This is a genomic window from Myxococcales bacterium, from assembly GCA_022563535.1.
Taxonomy (GTDB): Bacteria; Myxococcota_A; UBA9160; order UBA9160; family UBA4427; genus DUBZ01.
In genome coordinates this window covers 1-8,573 of sequence record JADFNE010000110.1, presented here as the reverse complement: position 1 = coordinate 8,573, position 8,573 = coordinate 1, and the positions used below count along the sequence as shown (strand labels likewise).

Annotated in this window: 9 protein-coding genes; all 9 read left to right on the top strand. The window is 59.0% G+C overall.

The features are described from left to right. Window positions 1-470: dihydroorotate dehydrogenase (locus IH881_19350; GenBank protein ID MCH7869858.1), on the top strand; the 470-nt coding region annotated here is incomplete at its 5' end. 420 nt (window positions 471-890) lie between these two features. Then, window positions 891-1,415 (top strand): ribosome maturation factor RimP, encoded by a 525-nt coding sequence (locus IH881_19345; GenBank protein MCH7869857.1) that lies wholly within the window; start codon window positions 891-893, stop codon window positions 1,413-1,415. Window positions 1,416-1,430: 15 nt separating this feature from the next. Continuing rightward, window positions 1,431-2,870, top strand: coding sequence for a transcription termination/antitermination protein NusA (nusA, locus tag IH881_19340; protein ID MCH7869856.1), 1,440 nt, complete (start codon window positions 1,431-1,433; stop codon window positions 2,868-2,870). A gap of 73 nt (window positions 2,871-2,943) precedes the next feature. Then, a complete protein-coding gene (infB, locus tag IH881_19335; GenBank protein ID MCH7869855.1) occupies window positions 2,944-5,412 on the top strand; it encodes a translation initiation factor IF-2 in 2,469 nt (822 codons plus the stop codon). Window positions 5,413-5,454: 42 nt separating this feature from the next. After that, on the top strand, window positions 5,455-5,826 hold the full coding sequence (locus IH881_19330; GenBank protein MCH7869854.1) for a DUF503 domain-containing protein: 372 nt from the start codon (window positions 5,455-5,457) through the stop codon (window positions 5,824-5,826). Between the two features lie 27 nt (window positions 5,827-5,853). Continuing rightward, window positions 5,854-6,234, top strand: a complete 381-nt coding sequence (gene rbfA, locus IH881_19325) for a 30S ribosome-binding factor RbfA (GenBank protein ID MCH7869853.1) — start codon at window positions 5,854-5,856, stop codon at window positions 6,232-6,234. Then, complete coding sequence (truB, locus tag IH881_19320) at window positions 6,215-7,156, top strand: tRNA pseudouridine(55) synthase TruB (GenBank protein ID MCH7869852.1); 942 nt, start codon at window positions 6,215-6,217, stop codon at window positions 7,154-7,156. Before rbfA ends, truB begins: the two co-directional genes overlap by 20 nt. Window positions 7,157-7,432: 276 nt before the next feature. Next, entirely contained in the window at window positions 7,433-7,699 is a 267-nt protein-coding gene (rpsO, locus tag IH881_19315) for a 30S ribosomal protein S15 (protein ID MCH7869851.1), read from the top strand. A gap of 315 nt (window positions 7,700-8,014) precedes the next feature. Next, a partial coding sequence (locus tag IH881_19310; protein ID MCH7869850.1) for a polyribonucleotide nucleotidyltransferase occupies window positions 8,015-8,573 on the top strand: 559 nt, incomplete at its 3' end.

The window sequence follows — 8,573 nt, the reverse complement described above, 5'->3', positions numbered from 1 at the left end:
CCGAGCTGGTGCGGACTGTGCGCCGGGCCACCGACGCGCCGCTGCTGATCAAGCTCTCGCCCAACGTCACGAGCATTGCGGAGATGGCGGTGGTCTGTGAGGCCGAAGGGGCGGACGGGATCAGCTTGATCAACGCCGTCCAGGCGATGGATGTCGACGTACGCACACGCAAGCCGGTTCTCAAGAACATCCTCGGGGGCTTTTCCGGTCCTGCGATTTTGCCAATCGCCCTGAGAATGGTTTGGCAGGCCTCTCAGGCCGTGAAGATTGCGATCTGCGGAATTGGAGGAATTACTGACTCGGATGATGCGGTGAAATTCCTGCTCTGCGGGGCCACCGCAATACAGGTGGGGACCGCGAACTACTCGAATCCCATGGCCGCGGCGGAGATTGCCGAAGGGATCGAAAATTACGCATTGAAGGAAGGTTTCACCCGCACTGCGGATCTCACGGGTGCGCTTCAGATTTAGGGTTCCGGGCGCCCGGACCGTTGCCATGGGATCAGTTTTCCATTAGCTTCAGCGGGCTTACGGAAAGATTGGGCGGGGAATCGGCCGGAAAGATTGGCCGAAATGTACCCGGCCGACGCAGTAATGGCCGACGCAGTAATGATAGATGATAGACGCGAGATGATAGACGCTGGATGAACGATGAAGACAACCCAGCTGCGCCGTAAGCGATGAGCTGTCGGGCAAGGCCGTGAAAGTGGACGCGCGTCCACTTTTTTTTATGCACGCGGTTTGCGAGTGCAACGTTGGCGTCGATTCAATCGCGCGCGTACGTGACGCGTGCACGTGTGTGTCGTTGTTGGATGCAGTAGTGGAACAAAAGAACGAGTTGAGCGAACTGAAACTGACGGAGTAGCGGGACGAAGGGATCCGGAGGCTTCTGTGTATCACGACATTCCAGAAGACCTCAAGCAAATCATCGAACCCGTTGTGCAGGATCAGGGTTGTGAACTGGTCGATGTCGTTGTGCGGCCGACCGGAGGAGAAGGACTGATTCGCGTCGTGATCGATCGCATAGACGGAAACGGTCGGGTGTCGATCGAGAGTATTGAATCGGTTTCGCGGGAAGTCGGAGATCAACTCGACGCGGCCGACTTCATGGCGGGTCGCTATCGATTGGAAGTTTCGTCGCCGGGTTTGGATCGGGTGCTGGCGAGAGAGAAAGATTTTGTGGCCGCATTGGGTTCGAAGGTGAGTCTTCAGACCCGGCGGCCAATCGAATCGCGCAAGCGGTTCAAAGGTGTATTGACCGGCTTCGAGGATGGCATTGCGCGGCTCGAAGTTGACAATGGGAAAGAAAAGGGTGAAGTCCAAATTCCTTTCGGGGAAGTGGAAAAAGCCAATTCGATTTATCAATTCAGTCGCGAAGACTTCGCCGGAGATTCGTCCGGCGGCGTCTCAAAGTGACTGAGTGGAGTCCACATGCTGGGTGTGAACCTAAAAAGAGAAATCGACCAGATCGCCAAAGACAAGGGCATCGACTCGAACGAGATCATTGCCGCGCTCGAAGAGGCGATGGTCCAGGCGGCGCACAAGCGCCACGGTGCCGATAGAGAATTTGAGGCCCGCTACAACGACGAACTCGGCGAGATCGAGATCTTCGAGTTTCGCGAAGTCGTCGACGAAATCACGGATCCCTCGAACCAGATCCTGCTTGAAACTGCCCGCGAGGATCTCGACCCCGAAGCAGAAGTCGGCGACGAAATTGGCGTGAAGCTCGATACCGCCGACTTCGGCCGCATTCTCGCTCAGACGGCAAAGCAGGTCATCATCCAGCGGATCCGAGACGCCGAGCGAGACAATACCTTCGACGAGTACTCCGACCGTCAGGGTGAGATCGTCAACGGCATCGTGCGTCGCTTTGAAAAGGGATCGCTGATCATCGATCTCGGTCGCGCTGAGGCGGTGCTTCCGCCCAAGGAGCAGGTGCCGCGCGAGAACTACCGCCCCGGTGATCGTGTGCGCGCCTACGTGCAGAACGTCACCAAAGCGACAAAGGGTCCCCAGATCATGCTGTCTCGCGCGTGCATCGAGATGCTCACCAAGCTCTTCGAGCAAGAGGTGCCCGAGATCTACGAGCGTATCGTGACCATTGAGGCGGCGGCTCGTGAGCCCGGGGGTCGATCAAAGGTTGCAGTGTCGTCCCGGGACAGTGATGTCGACCCAGTGGGCGCATGCGTCGGCATGAAGGGAAGTCGAGTTCAGGCCGTGGTTCAGGAACTGCGCGGCGAACGTATCGACATCGTGCCGTGGAGCAATGACCCGGCGCGCTATGTCTGCAGCGCGTTGTCGCCGGCCCAGGTTTCAAAGGTGATCATCGACGAGGCGACTCAGTCCATGGACGTAATCGTTCCGGACGACCAACTTTCTCTCGCGATCGGCCGGCGCGGCCAGAACGTGCGCCTGGCGGTCCAACTCACCAACTGGCGCATCGACATCAAGAGCGAAACCAAGATGCGCGAGCTCGCCCGCTGGCTTTCCGAAGCGATTTCGGTCGTCGAGGGTTGCGGCGATCTAGAAGCGGAATTGTTGCTTCAGCAAGGCATTACCTCTCTAGAGGATCTGAGCGAATGCCCCGACGATTTGCTGCTCTCGATTCCCGGCATCGACGAGGAGAAAGTCGTAAAGATCAAGAGCCGCGCCGTAGAGCTTGTCGTGACCCGGGACGAAGAAGAAGAGCGCTTGCGCGTCGAGGCCATCCAGGCGGAAGAAGCGCTGCGCGAAGAGGCTGCCCGCCTGGCCGCGGAGAACGCTGCGGCGGAAGCGAGTGGCGAAGCAAGCGCAGAAGACAATTCAGAAGACACGACGACAGGCGAGGCTGATGCGAAAGGAAGCGCGGAGACAGAAGGATCCTCCGCGTAGCATTTGAGCAAGCAATCGTGAACCAAGAGACCGCTGGGCAGTGCGGCAAAATCGAACGGGCTACACATAACGAATGGCGAAAATTAGGGCATATAAGCTCGCAGAAGAGCTGGGAATCGAGAAGAGTGAGTTCGTCGAGAAGGTCCGAGCCCTCGGCGTAGAGCTCAAGGGGCCGACCTCCGCCCTCGAAGAAAAACAGGTCGAGTTGGTTCGCGAAAAGTTGGGCGGCATCCCAAAGGTTCGCAAGCGGAATGTCGACGAGCAGCGAATGGTACGGAAGGGTGGAACCGCAGTAATCCGCCGCCGCAAACGTGTCGAGCCTGAGCCCGTGCCCGAACCCGAGCCGATTGCCGAACCTGTGGTCGATCCCGTCGTTGCGGAGACACCGGCGGAAGCCGAAGGTGCGGTCGGAATTGCGGCAACGGATGATGCAGCGACTACACCGCTGGCCGAAAAAGATACCGAACAAGCCTCCGTGCCTGCTCAATTGGACGGTGCTCTTGCGGCCGAGAAGTCGGGTGCCGAGGGGAAGAAGGAAAGCGGCCGGCAACATCAGGCTGCTCCCGGATCGGGTCAAGGTCAGGGAAAAGGCCAGCAGCGCAAGCGCGTACGCGAAGTCGTGAATCTTCGCGAGCGGGAACAGTTCGGTCGGCAGATTACCGGACGCGGTGGCTCCACGCGTCGCACGCCATTCTCCGGTTCGAGTGCAGTCGTCAATCCCAGGCGAAAGCGACGAGACGCTCTAGCGCTCCCCGTCAGCCCGGCTGCGGCTGGGGATCTGACTCGAGTCGTGCGCGTTGCAGGCGAAATCGGAATCGCCGAACTCGCCAAGCAGGCGGGTGTCAAGGCCCCGCTGATCCAGGGCAAGCTCATGGCGCTCGGGATCATGGTTTCGGTCAACCAGCGAATCGACGTCGAGACCTGCAAGAAGATTGCGGACGATTTCAAGTTTGAAGTCCTGGATGTTGGCTTCAAAGAAGAAGAGTTCATTACCGTCATCAACGAAGTCGAGGACAAGGCGGCTGGCAATAGCACACCCAGGCCTCCGGTCATCACGGTGATGGGACACGTTGATCACGGCAAAACCTCGATCCTCGATGCGATTCGAAAATCTTCAGTGGTGGACAGTGAAGCCGGCGGCATCACGCAGCACATCGGCGCCTACAATGTCGACACGAGTCGCGGACCGCTGACGTTCATCGATACTCCGGGCCATGCGGCCTTTACCCAGATGCGCGCTCGCGGCGCCCAGGTCACCGACCTCGTCATCCTGGTGGTGGCCGCCAACGACGGAGTGATGCCCCAGACCGTCGAAGCGATCGAACACTGCCGTGCGGCAGATGTCCCCATCGTCGTGGCGATCAACAAGTGCGATCTTCCCGAAGCCGACCCCAAGACCACGCGACAGCGGTTGATGGAACACAATCTCGTGTCCGAGGAATTTGGTGGCGACGTGATTTGCGTCGATGTTTCGGCGGCGACTGGCGATGGTCTCGAGCAACTTCTGGAAATGGTGGTGCTTCAGTCCGAAGTTCTCGAACTGAGGGCGGATGTGAGTCTTCCGGCCAAGGGAGTCGTACTCGAATCCCTGCTCGACAAGGGCAGAGGACCGATGGCGACGGTGTTGATTCAGAGCGGGACCCTGCGAAAAGGCGAAACCGTGGTCGTCGGCACCGAGTGGGGCCGTGTTCGCTTGATGGAAGACAGCGACGGCAATCGTCTGGACGAGGCGGGGCCCTCGATGCCCGTGCGTCTGCTCGGGCTCTCCGCGGTTCCGGAGCTCGGAAGTGTGCTCGACGTCGTAAAGAACGAGCGCGCGGCCAAGAGCGTAATTCAGCATCGTCTCGACCAGAAGCGCAGTGCCCCCACGACGGTCAAGCCGCGTTTGAGCCTCGAAGAGTTTTACGCCCAGGCAGATGCGATCGAAGTCAAAAACCTCAAGGTCGTGCTCAAAGCAGATGTAGCGGGAACCAAAGAAGCCTCTCGCCATGCGATCGAGGAGCTCTCCACAGATACGGTCACCTTGACGATTCTCTCAGCCGGTGTGGGCGGGATCACCGAGAACGACGTGATGCTCGCTTCGGCAAGCGAAGGAATCGTGGTCGGGTTCAATGTGCGACCCGACACTGCCGCGCTTCGCGCCGCCGACAAGAACGGCGTAGAAATTCGCACCTACTCGATCATCATGAACCTGATCGACGACATCCGAAACTCCATGGCGGGACTGTTGCCGCCAACGGTAAAGGAAATACTGCTGGGGCGAGCCGAGGTCCGCGAGACATTCGTCATCCCCAAGGTCGGCACGATCGCGGGTTCCTACATCAACGACGGACGCGTCAAGCGAAATGCAAAGTGTCGGCTGATCCGCGACGGGGTCCTGATTTTCGAGGGCAGCATCGTATCGCTGCGACGGTTCAAGGAAGATACGGCCGAAGTCAGCAATGGCTATGAGTGTGGAATCGGGATCGGTGGCTACAACGACATCAAGGTTGGCGATGTCGTCGAAGCCTTTGAACTCGAGGAGGAACCAGCAACTCTCTGATCACGCAGCACCGGATATATACGGGCTGCTAGGGAGTAGGGCATGGTCGTCGGTGCTGCGCTTGTAGAAATTCACGTACACGGCTCTCATTCACTCAAACAGAAACGGGGAGTGGTTCGCTCGATTCAGCAGCGGCTGCGCAACCAGTTCAATATCTCGGTGTCCGAGGTTGGAGGCCAGGGGACCTGGCAACGTGCCGTTTTGGGGTTGACCGCGGCGGGGTCCGAGGCATTGCCGGTAAGAAAGGTACTCGAGCGCGCCATTCGCTTCGTCGAGAATTTGCACACCGCCGAGGTTCTCAACTCGGACCTCGAACTCATGGTGCTACCCCACGAAGCATCGGCAGACCTCGAAAACTGGCAGGATGACGATCTGCAAGAAGCTGCAGAAGAAGCTGCAGAAGAAGACGACTAGCGACTGGGTGCCAGCGGAGATTGACAGGTGTCACTACGAACAGATCGCATCGCGCATCAACTGCGCGAGGAAATCGCCAAGGTCCTGCGAGATGAGGTCACGGACAGTCGGATCAAGATGATTACGATTCAGCGCGTCGACGTGGCCCCAGATCTCAGCAACGCGATTGTACTTTGGAGCGAATTCGGAAAAGACGGAGATCCCGATTTCGACGATATCGACCTCATCTCCGAGGGGCTCGATTCGGCCGCGAGTTTCATGCGGCGAAAAGTGGCCAAGAGCCTGAAAAATTTGCGGCGCATGCCCGAACTGCGCTTTCGGTACGACCCTTCAATGCGTCTGGCGGGGCAGACCATGGAAATTTTGCAGGCGATCAAGGGCGAGAATAATGGCAAATCGACGCAATAGACGCAGGGCAGATGAGCGGCCCGGACCTGCGGGCTTTCTGGTGGTCGACAAGCCGCCCGGACAGACGAGCCACGACGTAGTCGACGCGGCACGCAAGTGGCTGGGCACGCGTCGCATCGGACATCTGGGAACCCTCGACCCACAGGCGACGGGTGTTCTGCCGTTGGCGGTGCGCGAAGCCACCAAGCTCATTTCGTACATCGTGAAGGACTCGAAGAGCTACGTGGGCACGGTGCGGTTCGGAATCGAAACCGACACCCTCGACGCCCAGGGACGCGAAACCCGGCGCTACGCGGCGGGCCCACTCCCGGGCAAAGCCGATGTCGAAAAAGCCCTGGCCCCTTTTCGCGGTGAGATCCAGCAGATCCCCCCGATGTACAGCGCCGTCAAAAAAGACGGCGTGCCCTTGCATCGACTTGCGCGGCGGGGCGAGGAGATCGAGCGCGAGCCGAAGACGGTGAGGGTCGATCGTCTCGATCTCACGCGTTTTGAGCCGGGACTCGCCGAGATCCGGGTCGATTGTTCGGCGGGAACCTATGTGCGGGTGCTCGCGGCAGAGATCGGCAATGTTCTCGGATGCGGCGCGCACCTCGAAAGTTTGCGGCGTTTGACGAGTGGTCCCTTTGACGTGACCCAGGCGCTCGGCTTCGAACAACTCACCTCCGAGGCCGAATCCGGGGTGATCGACAAGCGGATCATTTCTCCGGCAGACGCGATGGGGCTTCCCATTTTTGAGCTCACCCCCGAGGCCACTCGCCTTGTCCGCCACGGTGCGGATATCTCTCCCGGGACCCGATTGCGGATTGCCCCTGGGGAAAGAGTGATCGCCCTCGACAATGACCGAAATCTGGTCGGCTTGCTCGAGCTCAGGGCTGACCGACGGCTCTGGCCTCTCAAGGTCTTCGGGGCGGATGGGGGCTGAGAAGACCTTTCTTCGCAAGGAGTTGCGGGCTGCCCAGCTCTGCGCCAGACTCCGCCCCGTTCGAGTGCCCGCGGGCGCCCGATCTGATCGGTTCCGCTCCCAGCCTGGAACCGCTCTCACTCATTGCGCGACATCACGAAGCGTTTGCTCCGTGCTCCGATGTCGCGACGAACAAATTAATCGTCAGTCGATTCCAGTCGAACAGACTACATTTCGAACGACGCCAAAGACAGTCAAGGCAGAGTCCAGGGCTAAACGGAAGAAGGGGTACGTAGGTTGATCTCCGCGGAAGTGAAACAAGAAGTCATCAAAGATTTTCAGCGCCAAGAAGGCGATACCGGCTCATCCGAGGTGCAGGTTGCGTTGTTGACCCGACGGATCAGCGATCTCGCGGATCACTTCAAGACCCATGCAAAGGATCACCATTCGCGGCGAGGCCTGCTGAAGATCGTGAGTCAGCGCCGCCGGCTTCTGGACTATTTGAAACGAGATGATGTACAGCGATACGCGACGCTCATTGGGCGTCTCGGATTGCGTCGCTAGAGAAAATGCGACGCGTTTGTGCCCCCAAGTAGGGGCATTGAGCCAAAAAGTAAGCAATCAAGTCAGCAAGCAAGAAGAAAGTAAATAAAAAGAAGATACGTGGGCGCTGTGGGGAGCGAAGCGTGTCGAGTGTGGGAATCGGCCATATCCGAAATTCGAGGACGTCCGCTGCGAGCGGGTACTCTTTCGCATATGGCTGATCCCGCATTCGACGGGCACTCTCCTTCCAGGCGTTGAAACCGAACCTGCACTCTGCAGGCGCGCGCCCCATTTTTGTGCAGACATAATATTGTGTCTGTCAGGAGAAATGTACGAATGCCAAAATGGTTTGAAGCAACATCTGTAAGTTTGGAAGTCGGTGGTCGCACCATTACCATCGAAACCGGCTCTATCGCGAAGCAGGCGGCCGGCGCTGTGGTGGTCACTCAAGGTGACACCGTGGTGCTGGTTACGACCGTGCACTCGAAGCCGCGAGCGGGAATCGATTTCTTCCCCCTCACCGTTGACGTCGTCGAGAAATTTGCCGCCGCGGGCAAGATTCCCGGTGGCTTCTTCAAGCGCGAAGGCCGGTTGTCGGATCGGGAGGTGCTCAATTCGCGCTTCATCGATCGCGCGATCCGCCCGCTGTTCGCCGACGGATACAACGACGACACCATGGTCACGGCCACGGTACTTTCCGCGGACCCGGAATGCCCGGTCGACATCTGCGCCTTCGTCGGTGCTTCCGCCGCCCTGAGTATTTCGGAGATTCCCTTTCTGGGGCCGATCGCCGCGGTACGGGTGGGTCGGATCGACGGCGAACTGATGATCAATCCGACCCCCGAGCAAGTCGAGGAAAGTGATCTCGAGTTCATCGTCGCCGGACACCGCGGCT

Bases quoted from the DNA above. Each gene is read 5' to 3' on its own strand.
- truB (MCH7869852.1), top strand. From the start codon at position 6,215: ATGGCAAATCGACGCAATAGACGCAGGGCAGATGAGCGGCCCGGACCT.
- infB (MCH7869855.1), top strand. From the start codon at position 2,944: ATGGCGAAAATTAGGGCATATAAGCTCGCAGAAGAGCTGGGAATCGAG.
- nusA (MCH7869856.1), top strand. From the start codon at position 1,431: ATGCTGGGTGTGAACCTAAAAAGAGAAATCGACCAGATCGCCAAAGAC.
- IH881_19330 (MCH7869854.1), top strand. From the start codon at position 5,455: ATGGTCGTCGGTGCTGCGCTTGTAGAAATTCACGTACACGGCTCTCAT.